Source organism: Pseudoalteromonas qingdaonensis (assembly GCF_038739665.1).
GTDB classification, from domain to species: Bacteria; Pseudomonadota; Gammaproteobacteria; order Enterobacterales; family Alteromonadaceae; genus Pseudoalteromonas; species Pseudoalteromonas qingdaonensis.
On sequence record NZ_JBCGCU010000005.1, the window covers coordinates 14640 to 38289 of the forward strand.

General features: G+C 50.2%; 22 protein-coding genes. 9 read left to right on the plus strand and 13 right to left on the minus strand.

Going from position 1 to position 23650, the window contains the following annotated elements:
- Positions 1 to 46: 46 nt before the first annotated feature.
- The 3 genes from pstB to WCN91_RS05855 are packed head-to-tail and all read right to left on the minus strand — an operon-like array spanning position 47 to position 4798.
- Positions 47 to 871, minus strand: a complete 825-nt coding sequence (gene pstB / locus WCN91_RS05845) for a phosphate ABC transporter ATP-binding protein PstB (RefSeq protein ID WP_342677200.1) — start codon at positions 869 to 871, stop codon at positions 47 to 49.
- Positions 872 to 900: 29 nt separating this feature from the next.
- Positions 901 to 2550, minus strand: coding sequence for a phosphate ABC transporter permease PstA (gene pstA, locus WCN91_RS05850; RefSeq protein ID WP_342677202.1), 1650 nt, complete (start codon positions 2548 to 2550; stop codon positions 901 to 903).
- Positions 2551 to 2566: 16 nt separating this feature from the next.
- A complete protein-coding gene (locus WCN91_RS05855; RefSeq protein ID WP_342677204.1) occupies positions 2567 to 4798 on the minus strand; it encodes an ABC transporter permease subunit in 2232 nt (743 codons plus the stop codon).
- Positions 4799 to 5091: 293 nt separating this feature from the next.
- Between WCN91_RS05855 and WCN91_RS05860 the strand changes: the two genes are divergently transcribed.
- The 3 genes from WCN91_RS05860 to WCN91_RS05870 all read left to right on the plus strand — a co-directional run bounded on the left by WCN91_RS05860 (position 5092) and on the right by WCN91_RS05870 (position 9254).
- Positions 5092 to 5592 carry a glycine cleavage system transcriptional repressor gene (locus tag WCN91_RS05860; RefSeq protein WP_342677206.1) on the plus strand — a complete coding sequence of 167 codons (501 nt, stop codon included), beginning with the start codon at positions 5092 to 5094 and terminating at the stop codon, positions 5590 to 5592.
- A 109-nt stretch (positions 5593 to 5701) separates the two neighbouring features.
- Positions 5702 to 7780 carry a polyphosphate kinase 1 gene (ppk1, locus tag WCN91_RS05865; RefSeq protein WP_342677208.1) on the plus strand — a complete coding sequence of 693 codons (2079 nt, stop codon included), beginning with the start codon at positions 5702 to 5704 and terminating at the stop codon, positions 7778 to 7780.
- On the plus strand, positions 7767 to 9254 hold the full coding sequence (locus WCN91_RS05870; protein WP_342677210.1) for a Ppx/GppA phosphatase family protein: 1488 nt from the start codon (positions 7767 to 7769) through the stop codon (positions 9252 to 9254). The genes ppk1 and WCN91_RS05870 overlap by 14 nt, the downstream gene beginning before the upstream one ends.
- Positions 9255 to 9272: 18 nt before the next feature.
- Here WCN91_RS05870 and WCN91_RS05875 read toward each other — a convergent pair whose 3' ends face one another.
- The 4 genes from WCN91_RS05875 to WCN91_RS05890 all read right to left on the minus strand — a co-directional run bounded on the left by WCN91_RS05875 (position 9273) and on the right by WCN91_RS05890 (position 14909).
- Positions 9273 to 12383 (minus strand): efflux RND transporter permease subunit, encoded by a 3111-nt coding sequence (locus WCN91_RS05875; RefSeq protein WP_342677212.1) that lies wholly within the window; start codon positions 12381 to 12383, stop codon positions 9273 to 9275.
- Positions 12380 to 13837 carry an efflux RND transporter periplasmic adaptor subunit gene (locus WCN91_RS05880; protein ID WP_342677214.1) on the minus strand — a complete coding sequence of 486 codons (1458 nt, stop codon included), beginning with the start codon at positions 13835 to 13837 and terminating at the stop codon, positions 12380 to 12382. The genes WCN91_RS05875 and WCN91_RS05880 overlap by 4 nt, the downstream gene beginning before the upstream one ends.
- Positions 13838 to 13911: 74 nt before the next feature.
- Complete coding sequence (locus WCN91_RS05885) at positions 13912 to 14250, minus strand: hypothetical protein (RefSeq protein WP_342677216.1); 339 nt, start codon at positions 14248 to 14250, stop codon at positions 13912 to 13914.
- Positions 14251 to 14255: 5 nt separating this feature from the next.
- Positions 14256 to 14909 (minus strand): paraquat-inducible protein A, encoded by a 654-nt coding sequence (locus tag WCN91_RS05890; protein WP_342677218.1) that lies wholly within the window; start codon positions 14907 to 14909, stop codon positions 14256 to 14258.
- Between the two features lie 221 nt (positions 14910 to 15130).
- On the opposite strand from WCN91_RS05890, the gene WCN91_RS05895 reads away from it, so the two are divergent.
- The 3 genes from WCN91_RS05895 (at position 15131) to WCN91_RS05905 (ending at position 17584) form a co-directional block, all read left to right on the plus strand.
- Entirely contained in the window at positions 15131 to 15697 is a 567-nt protein-coding gene (locus WCN91_RS05895; RefSeq protein ID WP_342677220.1) for a PhnA domain-containing protein, read from the plus strand.
- Positions 15698 to 16066: 369 nt separating this feature from the next.
- Complete coding sequence (locus WCN91_RS05900) at positions 16067 to 16852, plus strand: META domain-containing protein (RefSeq protein ID WP_342677222.1); 786 nt, start codon at positions 16067 to 16069, stop codon at positions 16850 to 16852.
- Between the two features lie 186 nt (positions 16853 to 17038).
- Positions 17039 to 17584 carry an SRPBCC family protein gene (locus WCN91_RS05905; RefSeq protein ID WP_342677224.1) on the plus strand — a complete coding sequence of 182 codons (546 nt, stop codon included), beginning with the start codon at positions 17039 to 17041 and terminating at the stop codon, positions 17582 to 17584.
- A gap of 62 nt (positions 17585 to 17646) precedes the next feature.
- Here WCN91_RS05905 and WCN91_RS05910 read toward each other — a convergent pair whose 3' ends face one another.
- The 6 genes from WCN91_RS05910 to WCN91_RS05935 form a co-directional block, all read right to left on the minus strand.
- Positions 17647 to 18423 carry a TIGR04219 family outer membrane beta-barrel protein gene (locus WCN91_RS05910; protein WP_342677227.1) on the minus strand — a complete coding sequence of 259 codons (777 nt, stop codon included), beginning with the start codon at positions 18421 to 18423 and terminating at the stop codon, positions 17647 to 17649.
- A 12-nt stretch (positions 18424 to 18435) separates the two neighbouring features.
- Positions 18436 to 19422, minus strand: a complete 987-nt coding sequence (locus WCN91_RS05915; RefSeq protein ID WP_342677229.1) for a DUF2333 family protein — start codon at positions 19420 to 19422, stop codon at positions 18436 to 18438.
- Positions 19423 to 19430: 8 nt separating this feature from the next.
- Positions 19431 to 19913, minus strand: a complete 483-nt coding sequence (locus WCN91_RS05920) for a copper chaperone PCu(A)C (protein WP_342677231.1) — start codon at positions 19911 to 19913, stop codon at positions 19431 to 19433.
- Positions 19914 to 20015: 102 nt separating this feature from the next.
- Positions 20016 to 20219, minus strand: coding sequence for a PspC domain-containing protein (locus WCN91_RS05925; RefSeq protein ID WP_342677233.1), 204 nt, complete (start codon positions 20217 to 20219; stop codon positions 20016 to 20018).
- Between the two features lie 143 nt (positions 20220 to 20362).
- Positions 20363 to 21373 (minus strand): tRNA dihydrouridine(20/20a) synthase DusA, encoded by a 1011-nt coding sequence (dusA, locus tag WCN91_RS05930; protein WP_342677235.1) that lies wholly within the window; start codon positions 21371 to 21373, stop codon positions 20363 to 20365.
- A 106-nt stretch (positions 21374 to 21479) separates the two neighbouring features.
- Positions 21480 to 22088, minus strand: a complete 609-nt coding sequence (locus tag WCN91_RS05935; protein ID WP_342677236.1) for a MarC family protein — start codon at positions 22086 to 22088, stop codon at positions 21480 to 21482.
- Between the two features lie 113 nt (positions 22089 to 22201).
- Between WCN91_RS05935 and WCN91_RS05940 the strand changes: the two genes are divergently transcribed.
- From WCN91_RS05940 to WCN91_RS05950, 3 genes are read left to right on the plus strand one after another with little or no spacing between them, the layout of a single operon-like run.
- Positions 22202 to 22636 carry a transcriptional repressor gene (locus WCN91_RS05940; protein WP_105264849.1) on the plus strand — a complete coding sequence of 145 codons (435 nt, stop codon included), beginning with the start codon at positions 22202 to 22204 and terminating at the stop codon, positions 22634 to 22636.
- Between the two features lie 33 nt (positions 22637 to 22669).
- Complete coding sequence (locus WCN91_RS05945; protein WP_342677240.1) at positions 22670 to 23137, plus strand: chemotaxis protein CheX; 468 nt, start codon at positions 22670 to 22672, stop codon at positions 23135 to 23137.
- The gene (locus WCN91_RS05950) at positions 23134 to 23565 is read left to right on the plus strand and encodes a secondary thiamine-phosphate synthase enzyme YjbQ (RefSeq protein ID WP_342677242.1); all 432 of its coding nucleotides are present in this window, start codon (positions 23134 to 23136) and stop codon (positions 23563 to 23565) included. The genes WCN91_RS05945 and WCN91_RS05950 overlap by 4 nt, the downstream gene beginning before the upstream one ends.
- Positions 23566 to 23650 lie beyond the last annotated feature (85 nt).

A 23650-nucleotide genomic window follows, 5' to 3' on the forward strand; every position in this document is an offset into this window, starting at 1 on the left:
ATTCTTACCTAATAATGATAGCAAGCATTGCTACGCCCATCACAGCTTAACCATAACGACCAGTGATATAGTCTTCGGTTTTCTTTTTACTTGGTGTAGTGAACAGAGTATTGGTATCTGCATACTCAATTAGCTCACCCATATACATAAATGCGGTTTGGTCTGACACACGGGCTGCCTGTTGCATGTTGTGTGTCACTATTACCACAGTGTATTTGTCTTTTAGATCGCTGATCAGCTCTTCGATAACCAAGGTTGAGATTGGATCGAGTGCCGAGGTTGGCTCATCCAGAAGCAGAACTTCAGGTTCAATGGCGATTGAACGGGCAATCACCAGACGCTGCTGCTGACCACCTGAGAGGCCAAAGGCACTGTCGTGCAGTCGGTCTTTAACTTCATCCCACAGGGCCGCGCCGCGCAGTGATTTTTCCACCACTTCATCGAGCTTGCGCTTGTCTTTAATGCCCTGTAGGCGCAGGCCGTAAACCACATTCTCATAAATTGACTTAGGGAATGGGTTAGGACGCTGGAACACCATGCCAACGTTACGGCGCAGAGCCGCAACATCAACACGCTTGTCGTAAATATTTTCGCCGTGCAGCAGGATTTGACCTTCGATACGACAAGTATCAACCAGGTCATTCATGCGGTTAATACAACGCAATAGCGTTGACTTACCACAACCAGATGGACCGATAAATGCGGTTACCTGGCCTTTAGGGATATCCATGCTGACATTGGTCAGCGCTTGCTTCTCGCCGTAGTAAAGATCGAGGTTTTTAATCTGCAACGCAGTTTGCTCTGGAGTCAGATTAGTTAAATCCAACTTTTGCGTGTTTGCTGCGTTTACTTCGGGTGCAACTGTAATCATAACGTTCTTACCTATCTCAATTCTTTACATTAGTTGTCTAGCGCGCGGAACTTCTCACGCAAGTGGTTACGAATACCAATTGCCGTGATGTTCAGAGCAATAATCACTGTGACCAGCAGGAATGCGGTTGCATAGACCAGTGGGCGCGCAGCTTCTACGTTCGGGCTTTGGAAGCCTACATCATAAATATGGAAACCCAAGTGCATAAATTTACGATCTAAGTGCACATAAGGGAAGTTGCCATCCAGTGGCAGGGTCGGTGCCATTTTCACTACACCCACCAGCATCAGAGGTGCAACCTCACCGGCCGCACGGGCTACCGCCAGGATCAAACCCGTCATAATGGCCGGGCTGGCCATAGGTACTACGATGCGCCACAGGGTTTCAGCCTTGGTCGCACCTAGGGCAAGCGAGCCCTGACGTACCTGGCTTGGAATACGTGATAAACCTTCTTCGGTTGATACAATAACCACAGGCAGAGTCAAAATAGCCAGAGTCAATGCCGACCAGATCACACCCGGAGTACCAAATACCGGGCTTGGCGACGATTCTGGGTAGAATAATTGGTCTATGCTGCCACCTAGCATGTAAACGAAGAAACCAAGACCGAATACACCGTATACAATCGAAGGTACACCGGCCAGGTTGATAACCGCGATACGGATCATCTTGGTGACCGCGTTCTTCGCTGCATATTCGTGCAGGTAAATGGCCGCAACCACGCCAAATGGTGTCACTATCACAGCCATCAGCATAACCATAAATACGGTGCCGAAGATAGCCGGGAATACCCCACCCTCGGTGTTCGCTTCGCGGGGATCGTCGCTAAGAAACTTACCTAACTGACCAAAGTAATGACCCACCTTGGCAAAGAAGCCCATGTCGTTCGGTAACCAGAAATCCAGCACCTGATACAGTGGCAGGGTTACCAGCTCACCGCGCATGTCTTTTACTACAACCTGATCGCGCTTGGCGTCATCACGTAGTTGGAAAAGTGTTTTTTCCAGCTCTTTATACTCTTCACGTAAGGCCTTACGTTGAGCTTCAAGCTCGGCGGCACGTTCGTGAGTCAACTCATTATCAAGCTCATAGCCACGCTCTTTTAAACGCAGGCGCTCAAGCTCATAGTTAATATGACCAATGTCACCATTTTGCAGATCCAGCGCCCGCTCATTAAGGTCTACCGCACGCTCTACCAGCTCTTCGAGCTTTTCTTCTAGGTTACCTTGAACCGGCTGACCATTTTCGATCACCTGCTCGATATAACCGTAGAAGTTACCGTTTTTAGAACGCTCGAACACGGCCAACTTATTGGGTGTAGATTGGCTTTGAATATCGGTTTCCAAAATCCAGCGGAAATCCAAATCCACATATTCACGGTTACCGGTTTTGATCAGGTAACGAGTTACCTCTTCACCCTGGAAATCCCCCAGGTCTACGCCTGCTTGGCGTACACGGCTGGTCGGCACCACTTCGTGGTCATAGATTTCACCTATTACCGTGTGCTGCTCTACCGAGCCCTGAATATTAAATTCGTGTACTGGTGAGGCCCAGAAGAAGCCCAGACCACGCCATGCGATCAAGGCCAGCAGGCCGATCACCGAAATCAAACTGATGCTTACCGCACCACCGGTCATCCAAATCCAAGGAGAACCAGACTTAAACCACTGTCTTATCATGTCGTTTCTCCTCTAATTACAGTGAGCTGTACTTTTCACGCAGGCGCTGACGAACAAACTCAGCAAGCGTGTTAAAGACGAAGGTGAAAATAAACAGCACAAAGGCGGCAAGGAAAAGAATACGGTAGTGCGAACTACCTACTTCCGACTCTGGCATTTCTACCGCGATGTTGGCCGCCAGAGTACGCATACCTTGGAAAATGCTCCAATCCATAATCGGCGTGTTACCCGTAGCCATTAGTACGATCATGGTCTCACCCACGGCGCGACCTAGACCCATCATGATGGCTGAGAAGATACCCGGGCTGGCGGTAAGCAATACCACGCGTACCAAGGTTTGCCATTGGGTGGCACCCAGGGCCAGTGAGCCGTGTGACAGGTGCTTAGGCACACTGAATACCGCGTCTTCAGCAATAGAGAAGATGGTCGGAATAACCGCAAAGCCCATGGCGATACCCACAACAAGCGAGTTACGCTGGTCAAAGGTCATGCCCAATTCGTTGGTGATGTACTGGCGTACGTTACCGCCGAACAACCAGGCTTCGATCGTACCGCTCATGGCGAAAGACAACCAACCGATAAACAAGACCACAGGAATAAGAATAATCGAGTGCGCGCCTTCAGGAATGCGGTGACGAATATGCTCCGGCAGCTTGTTCCAGGCTAAGGCCGTAGCCAGGATACCTATAGGTAAGAGCACCAAGAGGGCAATAATAGCCGGGAGATTTTCCTCGATCAGCGGGGCTAACCATAGACCGGCTAAGAAACCCAGGATAACCGTTGGTAAGGCTTCCATAATCTCAACCGTAGGCTTAACCACTTTACGTAGCTCGCTCGACATAAAGTAAGCGGTGTAAATAGCTGCCGACAAAGCGATAGGCACGGCGAACAGCATGGCATACATGGCCGCTTTTAAAGTACCAAATGAAATAGGCACTAAAGAGAATTTAGATTCAAAGTCATCACTGGCCGAGGTTGACTGCCAGATATAGTCCGGCTCAGGGTAGCCTTCATACCAGACTTCCTGCCATAGACCTGACCAGGTTACTTCCGGGTGCTCGTTTTCAATTTCCAGCACGCTCACCTTGTTATCGGCAAGAATTAGCGCCGCATTGGCACGCGGAGCGATGGCGAAGCTCTTAATTGCGCCTTCGGCCACCTTACCTTGCCATAGCTTGGCTTCACTGGTGGTGTAATACAGGCCTAGCTCACCGTTAGCACCGGTAGTGAAGAAGGTGCGACGATAGAACTCAGAATAAACATTAATGGCTTTTTGCTTTGAGGTTTCAAAGGCACGAATTTTCTTAAATTCCTTACCTTCGTCGGTATTGACCTCAAACCACTGCGACACTTCACCGTTGTCGTTCGCCAGCATCAGTGAGTTGGCACCAGCAAGCAATTGAGCAGAAACGATATTGGCGTTTTCTTCATTCGCCGCCAAAATCTGCGTCAGTTGTACGTCGTCAGCATAACGGCTGTCGAAGATATAAATCTGGTTGGCCGAGCGCACAAAAACGCGACTGCCATCGGGAGAGATCAATAACTCATCAATACGACCATCAATATCCAGCTCGGTTTGCTCGGCAACCCATTCGGTTTCGCCGGTCATAAAGTTTTCTTCACCCACATAGGCGCTAAATACCACGCGCTTATCTGTGGTCAAGGCAACCACAACAAGCTTGCTTTCAGTTTGAGCAAAGGCAAAGCGCTTAATAGCAGCACCCTGCTGGTCAACCGTTAGCGGCTCGCTACCCAAGGGGTAATTAAGCACAGGCGTCATCTGACGCTGGTTGTTAGGGAAGCTAACTTGGAAGCTGGGCTTTACAATAACCACTTCACCGCTATCCAAACCATAGGCGTACAAGCCCTGGTGTGGTGCGCTAGTTGCAAAGCTGGACACCGCCGCCGGCAGCTCTGCCGTCAGCTCGGTGATTTGCTTACCGAAATCTGTACCTTGGACCTTGTAAAAATCGACGGCACCGCTGCGCTTAAGCAGGTAAGCGATCTCGGTTTGCTCTTCAAGGCCTAGACCTACAACTTCTTGTTGGTCTACGGTGAAATGTGCTCGCTCTTGAACGTCAGCCGATTCAAAAATTGGCTGTACTACATAGAGGAGATAGAAAAATATCAGCAACAGCGCCACGAGTACCATTACCCCACCTGAGGTAATACTAAACTGAGCTATTTTGTCTTTAAACAGACGGCTTCTATCCGTGCTAAATGACAGGTTTTGCGGATTGGAAGTCATCAACTTACCCTTAGATCTTGACGATGTGCGGATTATATTTCATCAAAATGACAGTTTTGTTACATGGCTCTAAAACTGCTACGAAAAGCTGAACTTTAATCTTCTTAGCCGAACAGACCCTCACAATTGGACAAACTTCAAAAAGGGGTCAATACTTGCTGATGAAGGACTTGAATAAATATTCAAACCTGTTTAAAACTTCATAATTAACATTGCCTTAACGATTTCTCTGGGGTTTATATATGCTCCCTTAATTGGGCTTTTCACTCACAATAATAAAGAGACAGTAACCTATGCAGCAGTTAGTATTAACCGTAATCGGCCAAGACCGCCCCGGCCTCGTAGAAGACCTTGCTTCCGTTATTCTTAGTCATCATGGTAACTGGTTAGCCAGTAACCTTTCTCATCTTGCCGGTAAGTTTGCCGGTATCGTTCAGGTTGAAGTGGCCGAAGAGCATCTGCGCGAGTTACAGGATTCATTACACAGCATTGCGCATTTGGAAATTCGCGTTGAATCCGGCGACCTTGCCAGCGCTGCAAGCGCCGAGTTAATTAACCTGGTGATCACCGGCAATGACCGCCCGGGTATAGTACAAGAGCTGGCAACTGTGATCCGTCATAAGGGTGCCAATATCACTCACCTGACATCCAAGCGACAAAGCGCACCGAACTGGGGTGTACCCATTTTCAGCGCCATGGCAACCGTGTCATTACCTGCAGGTATGAGCCGGGATGTGGTTATTGAAGCCCTGGAGTCCATTACCGCAGACGTGATTGTCGATATCGAAGATTAGCGGCAAAAATTTCCGACCGAAATAGGCAAGGCTGTCGATACTGTCATATTTCGGTCACATTCCTGCAATAAATTAGCGCACTTAGCCAGCCCTTTATTCTGAGTGTGTTATGAACATGGACCAAGTCGACCTGCAAGTCATCAGCTATTATCCCAAAGAGCTGAGTTGGCTGTCGTTTAACGAGCGGGTGTTGCAAGAAGCTAGAGATACAACTAACCCCATTATCGAACGTATTCGCTTTTTAGGTATTTTCTCCAATAATCTCGATGAATTCTTCCAGGTGCGGGTTGCCGATGTAAAGCGCCGAATCCTTCTTAACAAGCTGCCAGATGCCAATTTCGACGAAGATGAAGCCTTAATGCAGCAAATTCAGGACAAGGTATTAACCCTGGGGCAGGACTTCAATGTCGCCTATGATGATATTCTCAAGACCCTGACCGAACACAATATTCATGTAAAACGCCCAGAGCAGCTCAGCCCCTTTCATCAGCAATGGTTAGGGGATTTCTTTAAGGCTGAGGTACTTGAACACCTTTCACCTATTTTGGTGGACGAAAACAAAAACTACTCCGGCCATATCAACGACACCATGACCTATTTGTTCGTGGAAATGCAGGATGATAAAAGCCATTATGCCCTGCTTGAAGTGCCCACCAACCGCCTGCCCCGCTTTGTGGTGCTGCCGGCGGAAAGAACCCGACGCCAAAAAAACATTGTGTTGCTCGATGATATTATTCTGTATTTTCTAAAAGACGTATTCGGTAACTTTTTCGCCTTTGACTCCATTCGTGGCTACGCCATTAAACTAACCCGAGATGCCGAATACAATCTCGATGATGAAATCGAAGAAGGCGTATTGGACAAGATGTCCAAGGGCTTAAAGCAGCGCCTACGCTCCGAGCCGGTGCGTCTGGTGTATGACCATACTATGCCCACGGAAATGCATAAGGTGCTGCGTAAACGCTTAGGTATCAACCGCTTTGACGCCCTGATCCCAGGTGGCCGCTACCGCAACTTCCGCGACTTTTTGGCCTTTCCCAATGTGGGACGTCGTTATTTAGAAAACACCCCGCTGCCGAGCCTGCGCTCTCATGCCTTTGAGCGCTTTAGCAGCGTGTTCGATGCCATCAGCCATGAAGACATCTTGCTCTATTACCCCTATCACACCTTTAATCACTTTTTGAATTATGTGCGCCAGGCCTCTTTCGACCCGGATGTTGTGCATATCAAGGTCAATATTTATCGCGTTGCCAGCCAGTCGCGCTTAATTGGCGCCCTGGTCAATGCCGCCAAAAACGGCAAAAAGGTGACCGTCATGGTGGAGCTCAAGGCCAGGTTCGATGAGCAGAACAATATTGAATGGGCTAAATCCCTCGACGAAGCAGGTATCAAGGTTATCTTCGGGATTCCATCTTTAAAGGTGCATTCCAAACTTTGCGTGATCCATCGTAAAGAGCAGGGGCAAATTGTTTCTTATGCTCATATAGGCACGGGTAACTTCCACGAGAAAACCGCGAAGATCTATACCGACTTTAGCCTGTTCACCAAAGATCCTGCCATTTGTGAAGAATGCGATAACGTCTTTAAGTTTATCGAGCACAGCTACAAGCCGTTTAACTTTGAACACCTTATGGTGTCGCCGGTTAATGCCCGCGAGCGCATCTATAGCTTGATAGAAGAACAATGTCAGCTTAAACGCAATGGCAACATTCTTATTAAGATCAATAACCTGGTAGATAAGGAATTGATCGACAAGCTCTATCTGGCTTCGCAGCAAGGGGTGAAAATACGTCTGATCATTCGCGGCATGTGCTCCCTGGTGCCCGGCATTAAAGGCTTAAGCGAGAATATCAAGGTGATCAGCATAGTAGATCGCTTTTTGGAGCACCCGCGAGTCATGGTGTTTGGTAAATATGAGCAAAGTAAGGTGTATATTTCCTCTGCCGACTGGATGACCCGCAACCTGGATCATCGCGTTGAAGTGGGCGTGCCCATCTATAGCCCGGCTCTACAGCAGGTGATCATAGATATTCTTGAACTACAATGGCGCGACCGCAGCAAAGCCCGTATTATTGACGCACAACAACAAAATCACTATGTGCGTCGCGGTAATAAAAAGAAAATCCGCTCGCAGATAGCCATACATGATTATCTGAAGAAATGGGAAAGCAGCCGTGCAAACCAATGAGCCCACTACCTACGCCGCCGTTGACTTAGGATCGAACAGCTTTCATCTGCTGTTGGCCCGTGAAGTCGATGGCCGCTTTGAGGTCTTACATAAGGAAAAACAACGGGTCTATCTAGCCGCTGGGTTAGATCACCGCTACTGCCTCAGCGATGAGGCCATAGACAGGGCTGTTGCTGTGCTTAAGCAATTTGCCCTGACCCTGGCGGACTTTCCCGCCGCCAACGTTAAGGTGGTGGCTACTTATACTCTGCGCCGGGCGCGCAACGTTAAGCGCTTTATGCAAAGAGTGCGAGCGATTTTCCCCTTTCATATTGATGTGATTTCCGGTCAGGAAGAAGCGCGACTGATTTACCAAGGCGTGGCTCACCATATGCATCATGATGGACGCCGCTTGGTCATAGATATAGGCGGTGGCAGCACAGAGCTGGTGATCGGCGAGCATCATCAGCACTTGGCGCTCAGCAGCAGAAGCATGGGCTGTGTTAGTTATTCGCAGCAGTTTTTCGGCGATGGCCGGATCACCAAAAAGCGTTTTCAGCGCGCCATCTTGCGTGCCGAGCAGGAGCTGGAGTCAATCACCAGCAGTTATGAGCAACTGGGTTGGCAGCATGTGCTGGCCACCTCAGGCACCGCCAAGGTATTGACCGCGGTTTGCCATCAGGGCGATCTGAACCAAACTCTGACCCTGGACGACTTATTACAGCTAATGAACAGCAGCTGCGCCGCCGGTCACTTCGATAATCTCCCCTATGACGAGCTGGTGCCCGAGCGTCGCGGCACCTTTTGCGGCGGTTTGGCCATTATGATTGCGGTGATGCGCTCGCTGAATATAGAAAAGCTTAATTATTGCGATTACTCGCTGCGTGAAGGCCTGCTGCACGAGCTGCATGACAAGCTCACGGACAAGGATATCCGCGTTACCACCATCACCAACTTAAGTGCCCGTTATGTGATAGATACCGAGCACGCCGCCAATGTTTGCGCTTCCCTGCAATGGCTTTTTCCTCATGTTGCCGAGCCGTGGCAATTAAGCGAAGAAGATTTAGCCGCCCTTAACTGGGCCGCACAACTGCATGAAGTAGGCTTGAGCATCAATTCCTCGGCGCTGCATAAACACAGCGCCTATATTATTGCCCACAGTCAGTTGCCCGGCTTTACTCAGGAGCAGCAACAACTGCTGGCGACCTTAACCCGTTTCTCGCGCAAGAAAATCAAGCTCAGGGAAATGCCCGACTTTATCCATATGCCGCAGGCCACACTCTATCGGCTGATCGCCTTGTTTCGCTTGGCTGTATTGCTTAACCGCAAGCGCCAGGCGCAAAGTAAGCCTCAGTTTGCCATCACAGTGGATGATCATTCGTTGAACGTGGAGTTTAAGGGCAAGTGGCTTAAAGAGCACAGCTTGTTCGCCGCCGATCTGGAAGCGGAGCAAAGACAATGGCAAAAACTGGGCCTAAAACTTCAAGTGTTTTAAGCCCAGTTTTTAGAGCATTTAACTACGAGTAGAAGGCGCACGCCACAGGTAGTACACCGCGGGGATCACTATCAGGGTCAGCAATAAAGCGCTGGCCATGCCCCCGACCATGGGTGCGGCAATGCGGCTCATAACCTCACTGCCGGTGCCACTGCCAAAAAGTACGGGCAAGAGGCCGACAATAATGGTGGCTACCGTCATCATCACGGGTCGCACCCTGAGCCCAGCACCTTGAGTGATGGCATCGCGCAGCTGCTGCGCCGTAAGCTGCCCATATTTTTCACTGGCCTCAGTATAGGCCTGATTTAAGTACACCAGCATGATCACCCCAATTTCCACCGCCACCCCGGCCAAGGCGATAAAGCCGACGCCAACGGCCACAGAAAGGTTGAACTCCAGGTAATACAAGAGCCATACGCCGCCGATCAAAGCCAGCGGCACTGTGCCCATAATTATGGCCACCTCGGCAAAACGGCGGAAACTGAGATAGAGCAAGATGGCGATAATCGCCAAGGTCAAAGGCAGCACATAACTAAGCTTGGCCTTGGCCCGCTCCATATACTCATACTGACCGGCAAAACGCAGTGAATACCCGGGCGGCAGCGCCAAATGTTCGGCCAGATAAGCCTTGGCCTCGGTCACATAAGTGCCCATATCAAGCTTGTCGATATCAATAAAGGTCCAGCCGTTAATGCGCGCATTCTCGCTTTTGATCCCTGCCGGGCCTGCAGTCACCCGAATATCGGCGACATCTGCCAGCTGTAACTGTGCCCCGGCTGGCGTAATGATGGGCAATTGTCCTAAACGCTCTGGGGCATCGCGGTAGCTTTGCGGGAAACGCAGGTTGATGGGATAGCGCTGCTGCCCTTCGATGGTTTGCGTCAGTGCCTGACCACCGACCGCTGTGGCTATCATGGTTTGTACCTGAGCCATGGAAAGTCCATAGCGTCCCAGTAAAGCACGATCAAAACGAATATCGAGATAACGGCCGCCGGCCACCCGCTCCGAGTACACAGAGGCAGTACCTGGGAAGTCTTTTAACAGCCGCTCTATATCCTGACCTATGGTTTGTATCTGTGCCAGATCCGGCCCGGCTACCTTGATCCCCACCGGAGTTTTAATACCCGTGGCTAACATATCGATACGGGTTTTAATCGGCATTACCCAGGCATTGGTCAGGCCCGGAAATTTCACCAGGGCATCGAGTTCGGCTTTGAGTTTTTCCGTGGTCATGCCGTCACGCCATTGGCTGCGCGGCTTTAACTGAATAAAGGTTTCTATCATGGTCAGCGGCGCCGGATCAGTGGCGGTATCGGCTCGCCCCACCTTGCCAAATACAGACTCCACCTCGGGCACTGTACTGATCAGCTTATCCGTTTGCTGCAATAGCTCACGGGCCTTACCTATGGAGATCCCCGGGTAAGTGGTGGGCATATACATCAAATCACCTTCATCCAAAGGCGGCATAAATTCGCTGCCGAGCTTGCTCAGCGGCAAATAGGTGGCGGCTCCGATAGCCAGCACCAGCAGCAAGGATATTTTTGGCAGCCGCAACACGGCGCTGAGCAAGGGTCGATACAAGGCCACCAGCAAACGGTTAAGCGGGTTTTTCTGCTCGCTGATCACCTTGCCGCGGATAAAGTAACCCATAAGCACAGGCACCAAAGTAATAGCCAAGCCAGCGGCGGCGGCCATGGCGTAGGTTTTGGTAAAGGCCAAAGGCGCGAACAAACGTCCTTCCTGAGCCTCCAAAATAAACACGGGCAAGAAGCTGACCGTGATAATCAGCAAGCTAAAGAAGAGTGCTGGGCCGACTTCGGAGGCCGCTTGAGCCACAATGCGCCAGCGGTTGTCATCATTGAGCGGCTCACGCTCCATATGCTTGTGCATATTTTCTATCATAACTATGGCGCCGTCGGTCATGGCGCCGATGGCGATGGCAATCCCACCCAGTGACATGATATTGGCGTTAATCCCTTGCAAATACATGATGATAAAGGCCACCAATATGCCCAGTGGCAAAGTAATAACCGCCACCAAAGACGAGCGCAAATGGAATAAAAACACGGCGCACACCAAGGCCACAATCAGCAGCTCTTCAAGCAGCTTATCGGTAAGGTTATCAACCGCATCTTCTATCAGCTTAGAGCGGTCATACACGGGCACCACTTCCACCCCCTCGGGCAGGCTGGATGCCAGCTCCGCCAGGCGTGTTTTCACTCCCTCTATGGTGTGCTGGGCATTTTCGCCAAAGCGCATCACCACAATACCGCCGACCACTTCGCCCTGACCGTTTAGCTCGGCCACGCCACGGCGCATTTGCGGCCCCAGGGTCACCTGGGCTACATCTTGCAGCAACAAGGGCACACCATTGCTTTGCAGCCCCAGGGGCGTTTTTGCCAGGGCTTCTGTAGATTGAATATAACCGGTGGCGGTCACCATGTATTCGGCCTCCGCCTGCTCAATCACGGAAGCGCCTATGGCCTGGTTATTGTCCTTGATGGCACGGGCCACCATGGCTACGGGAATATCGTAGGCACGCAACTTTTGAGGGTCGAGCTCGACCTGGTATTGCTTAACCATGCCACCCACAGTGGCCACCTCGGAAACGCCTTCCAGGGCCTGCAATTCATATTTCAGCAGCCAGTCCTGCAAGGTTCGCAATTCGCTCAGATCACGCTGACCTGTCTTATCAACCAGGGCGTAGATATACACCCAGCCTACGCCTGTGGCGTCTGGGCCAAGGCGAGACTTGGCGCTCTCGGGTAAATCCCCTTCAACCTGAGAAAGGTATTCCTGTACCCGCGAGCGAGCCCAGTACATATCGGTGTTATCATCGAAAATAATGTACACATAGGAGTCGCCAAAAAAGGAAAATCCGCGCACGGTTTTGGCGCCTGGCACCGACATCATGGCGCTGGTCAGAGGGAAGGTGACCTGATCTTGCACCACCTGAGGAGCCTGTCCCGGATAGCTGGTTTTCACTATCACCTGCACATCGGAAAGATCGGGAATGGCATCGACCGGGGTGTTTTTCAGCGCAAAAATGCCCGAACCTGTCAGGATCAGAGTTAATAAAAGCACCAGCGCCCGATTATTGATGGACCAATGGATCAGCGCCGCTATCATGCCTTATCCCCCTCGTCGTTAAGCACATCGATACGGGTGATCACAAACTGCCCGGCACGAACCTCGAAATGAAAGCGGATCTTCATACCCACCTGTACAAAGTCAGTGCTCAGACCGGCGTCTAATTTAAAGTCCATGGTAGTTGCCGGGCGATTCCACTTGGTAATGGCCTCGCGGGCTATACTCAAGGTGCGGGTTTCTTTGTGTACCGCCTTGATCTCGCCGTTCACCGTGGCATTGGCATACTCACGGGCATCCAGGCGTGCCAATTCGGCTTGTTTGTTAGACTCTGAGTCCAGCAGAAACTGCCCCGAGGTTACCACCTGCTGATCTTCATCCAACCCGGCTAAAACCTCAACCCAGCCACTGGCCACCCGACCGGTGCGCACGCTGACTGACTGGAAGCGACCGTCGCCCAGAGCCAACACCACACGCTGCCCTTCGGCGGTATTGATCACCGCCTGCTGCGGAACACTCAAGGTCGGGGCATTATTGCTGGCAGTGATCGCCACCTTGGCAAACATATTGGCCTTAAGGGCATCATTCGGGTTATCGAAACGCAGTCGTACCTGGGCGGTACGGGTCGTTTTGTTCAGGCTGGGATACACATATTCCACCTCTCCCAACCAGCGCATTTGCGGCAGATAATCCAAGGTCATCACCGCCTGCGCGCCTTGCTGTAAATAAGGTAGCTGGCGCTCATGCACATCAACAATAACCCACACCTGCTCGGTGGAGGCAATATCCATCAGGGAGTTTTCCGGCTTTACAAAATAGCCTTCGCGCACATTCAATTGCTCCACCACCCCGGACTGGCGGGCGTAGAAGGTGATGCTTTGCTTTACTTGCTTGGTTTTACTCAGTTCACTGATAAAGCTCGAAGCAATTTGGAATGCCCGTAAACGCGCCACGGCGGCGCTACGCAGCACCTGATCCTGGCTACTCAGCGCCAGCAGAAACTCTTTTTGCGCATTAACCAGCTCAGGGCTGTAAAGGGTATACAAGGGCTGGCCTTGCTCAACCTTGGCGCCCTCGGATTTAACAAACAGCTGCTCGACCCAACCCGACACCCGCGGATGCACATGCACCATGGCTTCTTCATCGTAACGAATATTGCCAAAGGTGGTGATTTCCTTAACCAGCACTCGCGGCTTTACCGGCTCACTGCGCACCCCGAGATTATTCTCAACACTGGCATTGATGGCGATAACCCCGGGTTCATCCTCGGGCTCATCATAAACGGGCACCAGATCCATGCCCATGGGTGACTTTCCCGGGCCATCGCGGCGATAACTTGAGTCCATGGGAGCGACCCAGTATAAGGGCTTTTTCTCACCATCTTCGGCCTTCTCTGCGCCCTCTGTGCTTACTTGATGGGAACCGCTACCGAGAAAAAACCAGGTGGCTGCCGCGGCTATTAGCATAGCGACAAGATACTTAAAAAATTGCTTCATTTTGCTTACCTAAAGATTAACTAACCTGAAATTGGAACAACAGGGCAGCGTGCGCCGGGCACACTTGTCCTAGGTTAGGCGTTTATAGGTGGGCGAAAGAGACTCGTGCTGCGGCGCATAGGACTGTGCTGCACCGTCATCGGCGGCGTAAACACATAGTCGCTATTGGCGATAATAAGCTGATAAGAAAGGAAGACCTGGCTATGACACAGGGTATCTGGGCAGGCGCATTGAGCCGTTTGCTGGCAGCAATCATGATCTTGGTCTGCACCCATATCATGATCCATCATCTGCATAACTCTTTGCTGGTCCTGCATATGCGTACATTGTTTTTCCATCGACGCCGCTGCCGCACCACTGAACAAGCTCAGTAGCAGGCAAAAGGTAACCAGATGAACAATGAATTTACGCATAAAACCTATTTGGTTATCACAGGGTTGCACCACCTTTGGTGCTGGTGATGTAAAAGTATACTCGAGATAATCGATACTAGGCAATAGCCGAGAAACAGCCAAAAGCCCAAGTGTAGCTGCGCCTGCATTATGACCAGCTGACCAAAGTGACCATCGGCATTGCCACCCAGATAAGTGATGATAAGCGCCAGCACAAACACATCGGCCATGCTCCATTTACTCAGCATAGCAGCGATCCTTTGCAAACGCCCCTGCACTCGCCCCAGTCGGCTGCCCGCTCTCGGCCCAGGTCCGAGCAGCAAAACAACAAATTGCAATGTGGATTTAAACAAGGGCACCACCACGGAAAACATGGCCACCAGCACGGCCACTAAAACATTGTTATGCTGGTACAACTCCATCACAGTCCCCCAGATGCCGCGCGTCTTGCCATAGGCTTCAATATGCCCTTCGAGTCGATCCAGGCCGAGCATTTGCGACAAGGTATGGAGCATATAGCGACTTTGACTATCGCTCTCTTCGGTAATGGCTTCAACGGCACTGTTTGCCAGTTCAGACTTGGCAATTTTTGCTTCTATGGTCAGTGCCGGCTCGGTAACGGCAAAGGCTAACAACAGCAGAGACAAAATAAGCAGTAAACCAATCAACAAACGATGCACGGCATTCCTCCAAGAGTGTCAAAAAGCGCAACATGCGGGCCACGCCGTCTCGCAATAGCTTGTTATTATGGTCCTTTTTGTACATTTATGTACACGAATTAATTAGGGACTGCCTTCCCTAAAGGTTTACTGTATAAACAGCAGTTCCTAAAACAATACCTTTTGTGTGGGTATATTGGTTATAATTGGGCTTTACTCCACTCTATTAAGTACTGATTTTTATGAGCATAGAACAAACGTTACGCGATCGTAGCAACAACCAATGTGAATTATGTGCCAGCAGCGACAACCTAAGCGTGTACGCCGTACCACCTGAAGGTGAAGCCCATTCCGACAAATCCATCCTGGTATGTGGTTTTTGTGCCGAGCAATTACAAAACCAAGAGCAGTTAAGCGACACCCATTGGCACTGCCTTAACGACAGCATGTGGAGCCAGGTGCCTGCGGTACAAGTAGTGGCATGGCGCCTACTGAATAAACTAAGTGCCGAGCACAGCTGGGCCGGCGATATGCTGGATATGCTCTACCTTGATGAGCAAACCCAACAGTGGGCCGAAGCCGCTATTGCCGAAGACGAAGATGTGGTGCATCTCGATTCAAACGGTGTGCGCCTGGCCGCTGGTGATACCGTCACCCTGATTAAAGATCTAGATGTAAAAGGCAGCAGCCTGGTTGCCAAACGTGGCACAGCGGTACGCAATATCGGCCTGACCTCAAACCCTGAGCATATTGAAGGGCGTGTGGAAGGTCAGCGAATCGTTATTCTGACTAAATTCGTAAAGAAATAGCGACTGGCGTTTAACCGCGAGGGTCGCAGTATAAGTCCATGTATTAAGGCGTAATTAATAGGGTCTGTTTATCTTTGCGGTTTACTTTATGTTCAATCTAAACGCATTCTGATCACGACGCTCGTTATGCTGCATAGTCATTCTATGTACATAGCGAGCAACACAGAGCAGGATGCGTTTAGATGAACCCGTAGGGCAGCGCTTGTAGCGCATTTTTACTGTGTTGTTACATGTTTATGTAGAATAACTACACCACACATGTGCCGCCTTGTATAAATACACTACAAACTGCTGCAGAAACGAACAACAAAGGTCAACAGACCCTACATATCTACTTAAAATACTGGCAGTATTAAAGGAGTTAATAATATGAGCAAAAAGATTACTTTTTCGGCCCTAGCCCTTACCAGCGTATTATTGGGTGCCTGTAGCAACACCCCGGAGCAAGGCGCAGAAACCACCGCCGAGCAACAAATGAAAACCATGCAGGTGCAGGTTCTTTACAAAGACCGCAGCATGCTACCGCCAGGCTCGCAGTTAACCGTTACCCTTTCCGATGTCTCAAAAATGGATGTAGCCGCCGAGGTTATTGCCAGCGAAACCGTCACTTTAGATGGTGCGCCGCCTTATGATCTAGCCTTAACCTATGCCGCCGACGCGGTAAAAGAGCGTATGCGTTACAGCGTCAGCGCCAAAATTACCCATAATGGTGAGCTGCGCTATATCACCACGCAAAATAACGATCCCTTCGGTACCACGCAGACACAAAGCCCGATTAAGGTGATGATGGAACGCGTTGCCAAGCCAAATGAAAGCCTGGTTAACACCTACTGGAAAGCGATGAAAATTGGCGCCGAGCAAGTCGTTGTTCAACAGCGTGAACCACAAATTACCCTGCACCAGGACGGTCGTGTCAGCGGTTTCTTGGGCTGTAACCAGGTTATGGGTCAATACGTAACAGCTCAGCACTTTGGCTTACGCTTTAAGTCTCTAGCCAGCACTAGAAAAATGTGTATGGAGCAAATGGATCAAGAACAGGCATTTAGCAAGGCACTAGCCGATACCTTCTCATACCACATTAATGGTGACACCCTGTTACTGAAAAATGAGCAAGGCGATGCCCTGGCCAGCTTTAAGGCCGTACACCTTCCATAAAGCTTTTTATTGCGGCGTTTTAGCGCCGCATTCGCCCTTCTTTTCTCTGCACTGTCCCGCCCCACCTCTCTAGTAAAACGCCGCCTTTGTTCCTTATATAAAAACAACGGCATGGTAAATTTGCCACGAACAGGATATTCTAACCTTGTATGGCTATTTGCAATTCACAAGAAGAGGCAATCTAACATGCTGACAGCTTTAGAAAAATTGCTCAAAATCCTGGTGCTCATTCTGCTGGTCTTCATCCTTTTTGGCCTGGTACTGCCCCCCAGTTACCAGGTGCAGCGCAGTGTCGATATCACTAGCTCACCGGCGCAAATTGCCCCTTGGTTGCAGGATTTAAACAAGTGGCCCAAATGGCTGGCGGTGCAGCAAATTGAAGATCGCGCCCAGTTGCAGCTATATGGCAAAACTCAGGGTGTGGGCGCACATATTAACTGGCTGGGTGACAACTCCCGTGGTGAGCTAAGCATCACCCACAGCAGCGCCGAGCAATTAGAATTTCAGGTACTCATAAATGACGAATACCTTTCCCGCGGCACTATCAGCATCCAAGGCTATACCCAAGGCAGCAAGGTGACCTGGCAACAGCGCGGAGAAATTACCATCCCGGTACTTGGCCCTTATCTGGCCTGGCTTGCCGAGCATCAACTGCAAAATACCATCACCCACAGTCTGAATAATCTAAGAACTCAGGTCGAATTGCCTGAGCTCAAAAACAGCGACGCCTAGTCTGCTTTTGAAAGACACAAAAAAAGCGCCATAAGGCGCTTTTTTGCTGCATAGATATGCGCTTAGAAGTGTACCTGCACACCGGCAAAAGGCCCAGATACATCGATATCCGTATTGATATCATCGATATCATCCAGCTCGATCAGCATGCTACGGTAACCCGCTCGAACCGCCACATCAACCGCTAGGTTATCGATCACTTCCCACTCTACACCAACCTGGTAGTCATGTACTGAGCTGTCGTCCAGGGCGAACATGCTGCCTTCGGCAAATACGCTAAGACCAGTGAATGGTAGGCCCACTTGTGCGCGGCCATAGGCTAATGGCACAAAGCCAGAGAAGTCGGTGCGCACCATGGCACCTGAGCTAGGGTTCTCACCATTCATGGTATCAATGATGTAAAAGTCACCATCGAATTGCTTGGCGCTTAAACCCAAGTCAATCGACAGGGTATCGTTATCGAAGATTTCGTAATACAACACATAGTCGATATGAGTAAGATCGGTTTCGGTATACAGATTAGTGCCGGCGCCAAAGTTCACATCCTGGAACTCAAAACCATCAACTAGGGTGGTATCGCCGGTTACATCCATTTCCGTGTAACGTAATTTTACGTTAGGGATAAGTGGAATTGGATGCTCTAAGGCCACGTAATAGCTGGTTAAGGTTTCATCTTCGAATTTGAAATCCTGCTGGGCATTACCTTTACTACCAAAGCTGCCTTCAGGCTCTGCCTGCCAGCCTTCGGCACCTACGTATAAACCTAATAACGTATCGGCCTGGGCTACTGGTGCCATGCTTGCTAATGATACAGCCGCCGCTAGAACGTACTTTTTCATTTTATCCCCCTATTATCCTTGTGCGAGTAACTCACTTAGTTCAATCAGTGCCGCATTGGCACGCGAAATATAATTAGCCATCACCAAAGAGTGATTGGCTACAAAACCAAAACCATTGCCATTTAATACCATGGGGCTCCATACCGGCTCCTGAGTCGCCTCAAGTTCACGGATGATCTGTTGCACACTCACCTTGGCATTTTTCTTCTCTAATACGTCGGCAAAGTCATGTTCAATGGCATCAAGAAAATGCAGCAGTGCCCAGGTAGCGCCACGGGCTTCATAGAATACGTCGTCAATTTCCCACCATGAAGTGCGCACTATTTGCTCATGAGGAGCATAAGTGGCCTGATGGGCTTCACGGTCTCCGGCTAAATCCGTATTTAAGCGCTCCTGACCAACACTGGCACTGAGACGCTGACTTAAGCTGCCTAGACGCTTTTCTGCCTCTTTAACCCAGGCGCGCAGGTTATCGGCACGGGCGTAAAACTGACTTTGGCGATCACCACTGTCGGCAATGTGTGAGCGGTATTCAATCAGCAGCTCTATGCCTTTTTGATACTCACCCTCGGCACTTGGCCACATCCAGGCGGTATTGCTGATATTAAATTGCGGCTGGGCTTTTTTCAGCGACGGATGCTCGGTTGACTGAGATTGCGAGCGGCTGAAATCTTTACGCATGGAGAGGGCCATATCGCGGGCCATTTCCAGTGCGCCGTATTCCCAGGCCGGCATATTGTCCATCATCACGCTCGGCGGCATCATATCGTTACTTAGGTAGCCACCTGGTTTATCAAGTAAAGTTTGGGTCACTGTGATCAGCGCCGAGGTGGTCACATAGCCGGTTACCACTTGCTCGTTACGCTCAGCGGCCTGCTGCTTGGCATTTTCGAGCACATCAAAGCGGTCCGGCTCTATGCTCCAATACACGGCAATTAAATAGAATAACAATAATACCGCGGCGATGGCCGCAGCGATCTTTCCTTTATGCTGTGACATATCAACTCCTAGTTGTGGTGGTGCTGGTGCTCACTGCCGCTGTCGTGCTTTTGCTCGATTAAGCTGAAAACACGCGCCTGAGCGTTTAAACGTTCGCCATCGGCGAAGATCAATGTCATCTTCAGTGTCTGATCGACGCTAAGGGCTTGCTGTGGCGAAAATAACATTAAGTGTAGCCCACCCGGTTGCAACACAAGGCGGCTATTTGCGCCAATAGTGAGACTGTCCAACTTACGCATCTTCATCATGCCATCGCTGTGTTCATGAGTATGAATTTCCACGCGCCCCAGCGATTCCAGTTCAACGGCTTTAAGGGTGCGCTCACGCTCGGAATGATTTTCCAACGTAAAATAACCCACCGAGCTGCTGGCCGCCGGCAAAAACTGGCGAACCTTGGCATCGCTTATCATCAGCCCATCCTGGGCGTAACTAAAGGCACAAGCACAAAGGGCCGTTGCCGCAAGCAAGGCCCGATTGAAAATACGCAACATAATGCTTCCTTGAATAGATTTTCCTGAAGGTACCCTAATATAACTTAATCACAACTGAGTGTCTTTAGCAAAATCAGCGACCTAACCCCCATAAAGATGGGATTAAACAAGGATCTGCTCCTCAAAGATCAGGTGGCAAACCAGGTAAAGCGCCGCCATGATAAAGGGGGCATTAAGGAAGACGATGATCACCGCCAAACGAACCAACCAGATTGGCAGATGGTGATGTTTCGCAAAACCGGCACATACGCCGGAGATTTTCTTATTCAGGGCATCGCGATAATAAGTGCTGCTTGATTTAGCCATGCTGTACTCCTTATTAGTGGAACTAGTGCATGGCTCTCAAGTTATATGCCAAAATATAAGATATTGAATTTAAAGGATTATAAAACCTAACCGGCTAATTTCAATTAGCCTGACAGACTAATTTATAGTGTATTTGCCTACTTCTAGCTGACAAAGCCCAATGCCTGTACCAGGGTTTGCGCCGTGGCTTCACTTTTATGGCCATTCTCGGACAGGTGACGGCGATAACCGCGCGCTCCCGGCATGCCCTGGAAAAGCCCCAGCATATGACGCGCCACATGCCAAAATCGGGCGCCCTGGCGCATTTCATCGTCAATATAATCCAACATTTGCTCGGCAACTTGGTGACGGGTCAAGGTACAGCCCGGCAGGCCATAAAGCTCGGCATCCACCTGCGCCAGCAAATACGGATTGCTGTAGGCTTCACGGCCTATCATCACACCATCTACATGCTCTAAATGATGCTGACACTCGGCAAGGGTTTTAATGCCGCCGTTAATGCTGATATGCAGATGTGGATAATCTTTTTTCAGCTGATACACACGAGGATAATCAAGCGGTGGGATCTCACGGTTTTCCTTCGGGCTTAAGCCCTGCAACCAGGCCTTACGGGCATGGATAATAAAATCATCACAGCCGATTTTATGGTTGGCATCGATCAACGCCAACAGGAATTCATAGCTGTCTTGCTCGTCGATACCGATACGGGTTTTTACCGTGACAGGAATATCTGTCACCGCCTTCATCGCCGCAATGCCCTCGGCCACCAGCTCAGGCTGGGCCATCAAACAGGCGCCAAAGCGACCATTTTGCACCCTATCGGAAGGACAACCCACGTTTAAGTTAATCTCCGCATAACCACGCTCAGCCGCCAATTTAGCGCAATAGGCCAGCTCTTCAGGGTTGGAACCACCAAGCTGCAAGGCAACCGGTTGCTCATGCTGATTAAAATGCAGGTAATCGCCCTTGCCATGAATAATGGCGCCGGTAGTGATCATCTCAGTGTAAAGCACCGCCTCCTTACTCATCAGGCGATGAAAGGTACGGCAATGACGGTCGGTCCAATCCAGCATGGGGGCAACGCTAAAGCGGCGGAAAGAGTCTTGCTGCCAATGCCAAGTGGGAGTCGGAGTATGAGTGATAGTATCTGTCATGGCTAATTACCTAAAAAACGCCTGCGATTATGTATTAAGTGTGCAGTAAGGGCGCGAATTATACGCAACTCACGCGTAAATTTCACGCCATCAAGCAATCCTCTTACTAGAGCGCAAAATAATCTTTAATGCCGCCGAGAATATTGGCTACCGCCACTGAGCTTAGGATCAAACCCATAACCCGGGAAATAATGCTGGCACCACTGTCACCGATAAAGTTATGCACATAACGGGCAAGCAGTAAAAGTATGAGCACCAAAACCAGCACACCCAGCATTACAGCAGAGGTGATTGCCTGTTCGACCCAGGTATACTCGGCATTACGAGTCATAAGTACCGCGCCCAACATGGCTCCCGGGCTGGCAATAGAAGGAATAGCCAAAGGGAAAATAGCGGTTTCGGTGGAGTCGCGCATACTCTTGATCTCGGACTCAGGCTTACCCTCACCGAAGATCATGGTCAAAGCAAATAACAGCAGCACTATACCGCCGGCAATTTGAAACGCGGCTAAGGGAATACGAATGGCGTTTAACAGCAGCTCGCCGACCACGACAAAGAACAGTAACACCAGGGCTGAAACGGCGACGGCCTTGTAGGCTACCTTGCGTTTAAAGGCGGCATCTTCGCCACGGGTGACGGCGATAAACACCGGAATGGTGCCAACCGGGTCGATAACCGCAAAAAAGAAGATAAATGAGGCAATTAACTCGTTCACGCTAACTCCCAGTTATGAAAACAAAATTATACCGTTGGCAACAATTCAGAGATAGTAATTTTTCACGACCATAGTATGCTATTAGGGGTGCGAGAAGATCAAAAAGGTAACCTATGAACGTTGATGCGCTGGTCAATAAAGCGAAAAGAATGTGTGATAGCAAGGGTGCGCGCTTCACACCCATTAGAGAAAAGGTTTTTCGCTTACTGGCGAGCACCGAAAGCGGTGTAGGTGCCTACGACTTATTAGAGCAGCTTAAAGTTACCGAAAGCAGCGCCAAACCGGCCACTATTTACCGTGCCCTGGACTTTTTGGCGGAGCAAGGCTTTATTCATAAAATAGAAAGCACCAATGCCTTTATGCTGTGCCATCATTTTGAGTCCATCCACCCGGTGCAATTGCTGATCTGTGATCAGTGCGGTCATGTGGCCGAGCTGCACTCCGGCGTTCTTTCCCATGAATTAAGTGCCCTCGCCTTGGAGCATGGTTTTAGCGTCAGCGCCCAAACCATTGAGGCTCATGGCATTTGTAAAAACTGCCAATCTTAAGCACCACAGCAGTACGTTGAATTAACTCCAGTTATGAATGTCGAATTTATTAATCCATTTCTTTCATCCCTGTTAAAGGTGTTGGCCACCATGGCCGACACCAAGCTGGTGCCGGGCACCCCGAGCATAAAAAATGGTGACGTAGCACTGGGCGATGTGTCTGGGATGATAGGCATGATTGGCCCACAAACCAAGGGCTCGATGTCGATCACCTTCGATGAAGCCCTGGCCCTGGATATTATGCAGCGTATGCTGGGTGAGCGCCCAGCCAAGATCAATGATGAGGTCACCGACATGGTCGGCGAGATCACTAACATGGTCACAGGCGGCGCCAAAAACCTCCTTGGTGATAAGGGCTATGAGTTTGATATGGCCACTCCCGTAGTGGTAACCGGCAAAGGCCACCATCTTAGCCATAAATGCCAAGGTAAAACCCTGCTGATGCCCTTTAGCTCCCCCGCGGGCAAGGCCCATATCGAAGTGAGCTTTGATACCTTATGAGCTGGCAACAACAGCAAATTACTCTGGTTGCCAAAACGCTTGGCTTTCATCTTATCGATGATGAGCTGGAGCGGCTTTTGCCACAAATCGGCCAATATCAGGTCGGCCTGGTACATCTGTTGCTGCTGCACACTTCCGCCAGTTTAACCATAAATGAAAACGCTGATCCCACGGTGCGCCAGGATATGGAAGCCCACTTTAACTGGGCCGCTCCCGAACGCCAGCCCTTCTATCGTCACACCTATGAAGGGGATGACGATATGCCGGCCCATATTAAGGCCAGCACCCTGGGCTGCGAGCTGACCTTGCCTATTCGCGACGGGCGTTTGCTGCTTGGCACCTGGCAGGGCATTTATCTGGGTGAGCACAGAGATATGGGTGGCAAGCGACGCATTCTGGCGACCTTTCAGGGTCAAATGTACCCCTAACAAAAACACCAAAAGTCCTGTTCTTACAATAGATTACATTATTCCTTATGTGCTCAAACTATGGCCTATATTTAATAGGCCTCTG